Below are 2,608 nucleotides of genomic sequence, written 5' to 3'. Positions count from 1 at the left end.
GCCGCCGCGCCGATCCACGTCGTGGCCGACGACGGGGTCCCGCTGCACGCCGAGGTCGACCCGTTCGACCCCGAGGCGCACAGCGGGTCTCGTCGGCGGAGCCGCCCGGTGGCGGAGCCGCCGGTGACGATGGTCTTCTGCCACGGGTACTCGCTGAGCATGGACTGCTGGCACTTCCAGCGGGCGGCGTACCGCGGTCTGGTCAAGGCGGTCTACTACGACCAGCGCTCGCACGGCCGCTCGGGGCGCTCACCGGATCTGCACGCCACGATCACGCAGCTGGGCCGCGACCTCAAACGGGTCCTGGACGACCTCACCCACGACGACCCGGTGGTGCTGGTGGGCCACTCGATGGGCGGGATGACCATCCTGTCGCTGGCCGCGCAGCACCCCGAGCTGTTCGGCTCCAAGGTGGTGGGGGCGGCGCTCATCGCGACCACCGCCGGGGGCCTGGACCCGGGCCGCATCCTCTTCCCCATGCTGCCGGCGGGGCTGGGCCGGGGTGTGGTGACCCGGCTGGTCAACACGCTCTCGCGCGGCCACCGCGCCGTCGACGCCCTGCGCCACCGCAGCACCGACGTGGCCAAGGTGATCACCGACGCCTACGCCTTCGGCCAGGGCGTGCCCGACGAGTACGTCGGGTTCGTCTACGCGCTGCTGAACCAGACGCCGTTCGAGGTCGTCGCCGAGTTCTTCCCCTCGTTCGCGGCGCTGGACCTGTGGTCGGCCTGCCCGACGCTGTCCTCGGTCCCCACCAGCATCATCTGCGGGAGCTCGGACAAGATCACCGCGATCGGGCACAGCCGCAAGCTGCACGCCCTGGTGCACGGCTCGGACCTGCTGGAGTGCGACGGTGCCGGGCACATGGTGATCATGGAGCGCTACGCGCAGGTGAACGCCGAGCTCAACCAGCTGCTCTCGCACGCCATCGACCGCGTCGAGTCCCGGTGACCCTGCGGGTCCGCCGGGTCGGCCCCGAGGCCGCCGAGGAGGTGCTGGCGGTGGTGCGTGCGGCCTTCGGTGCCCGACCGGTGCTGGACCCGCCGGCCGACGCCCTGGGGGAGACCACCGCCTCGGTCGCGGCCGCGCTGGCCGGCGCCGGGGGACTGCTGGCCGAGCGGGACGGCCGCCCCGTGGGCGCCCTGCTGCTCTCGCCCGCGGACGGGGTCGTCTACCTGCGCCGCTTCGGCGTGCTGCCCAGCGAGCAGGGACGAGGGGTCGCCCGCGCCCTCCTGGTCGCGGCCTGCGACGCCGTCGAGGACGCCACGGAGATGGCGGTGCTCGCCCGCGAGGAGCTGCCCGCCACGATCCGCTTCTGGCAGGCCCGTGGGTTCGCCGAGGTGCGCCGCGACCCGCCGTACCTCGAGCTGCGCCGGCGGCTGACGGCCCGCTACGACGTCCCCGACGCCCCGGCCATGCGGGCGCTCGGCGCGAGCCTGGGCGGCGAGCTGCGGGCCGGGGACCTGGTGCTGCTCACCGGTGAGCTCGGGGCGGGGAAGACCACGTTCACCCAGGGGCTGGGCGAGGGCCTGGGCGTGCGCGGCCCGGTCACCTCGCCCACCTTCGTGATCGCCCGGGTGCACCCCTCCCTCGTCGACGGGCCCGCCCTCGTGCACGTCGACGCCTACCGGCTCGGCGGGCTGGCCGAGCTGGAGGACCTGGACCTGGACACCTCCCTCGACGAGGCGGTGACGGTCGTCGAGTGGGGCGGCGGGCTGGCCGAGGGGCTCGCGGACTCCCGCCTCGACGTGGTGATCGAGCGGACCCTCGGCGAGGGCACCGACGAGGACGCAGAAGGGGGCGGCGAGGGGGCCGACCCCCGCCGGGTCCGGGTCCGCGGCCACGGTCCGCGCTGGCACCCCTGAGGGGCAGGTCCCGCCTGCCACGGGGAAGGTGAGGTGAGCCCGGGGGGATAGTCCGCCGCGCAAATCATCATTTCGACGCGCGAAATGATGAGAATCGCGGCGGACTATCTCGGTGCGGGGTGGCGGCCGCTAGCCTCGGGGCCGTGCTGCTCGCCTTCGACACCGCCACCCCGCTGGTGACCGTCGCCCTGCACGACGGCGAGGCGGTCGTCGGGGAGCGGGTCTCGGAGCGGCCGATGAAGCACGGGGAGCACCTCGCCCCGCTGATCCAGGAGCTGCTGGCCGAGCACGGGCTGGTCCGCCAGGACCTCACCGCGGTCGCCGTCGGCGTCGGCCCCGGCCCGTTCACCGGGCTCCGGGTGGGGCTGGTCACTGCGCGCACGCTCGGCTGGGCGCTGGAGATCCCCGTCTACGGCGCGTGCACCCTCGACGTGCTCGCCGTCGAGGCGGCCGAGACCGGAACCGTCGCCGACGACTTCTTCGTGGCCACCGACGCGCGTCGCAAGGAGGTCTACCTCGCGGCGTACGACGTGCACGGCGGCCGGCTCGACGACCCGGTCGTGGTGCGGCCGGACGCCGCCGCCACCGACGCGGCCGTGGTCGGGCAGGGGGCGCTGCTCTACCCCGAGGCGTTCCCGAACGCCGTCGGCCCGGTGCGGCCCAGCGCCGGCTGGCTCGCGCGCGTGGTGGCCGAGGAGCGCGCCGACCTGCGTGGCGAAGGCTGGTTGGGACCGGTCGTACCC

General features: G+C 74.7%; 3 protein-coding genes. All 3 read left to right on the top strand.

All coding sequences use genetic code 11. The annotated features are described in order from the left end of the window. The coding region (locus PLP61_RS16435) for an alpha/beta fold hydrolase (RefSeq protein ID WP_324503839.1) at nucleotides 1–951 on the top strand (951 nt) is incomplete at its 5' end. After that, on the top strand, nucleotides 948–1,865 hold the full coding sequence (gene tsaE / locus PLP61_RS16430; RefSeq protein WP_324503838.1) for a tRNA (adenosine(37)-N6)-threonylcarbamoyltransferase complex ATPase subunit type 1 TsaE: 918 nt from the start codon (nucleotides 948–950) through the stop codon (nucleotides 1,863–1,865). The genes PLP61_RS16435 and tsaE, both read left to right, overlap by 4 nt. Before the next feature lie 143 nt (nucleotides 1,866–2,008). Next, nucleotides 2,009–2,608 (top strand): tRNA (adenosine(37)-N6)-threonylcarbamoyltransferase complex dimerization subunit type 1 TsaB (gene tsaB, locus PLP61_RS16425; protein ID WP_324503837.1); only part of this gene is annotated, 600 nt, incomplete at its 3' end.

It is taken from the genome of Nocardioides sp., assembly GCF_035429765.1.
Lineage (GTDB): Bacteria > Actinomycetota > Actinomycetes > Propionibacteriales > Nocardioidaceae > Nocardioides.
Note: the sequence above shows the minus strand (reverse complement) of the source record. Positions and strands in the feature narration are given on the sequence as shown.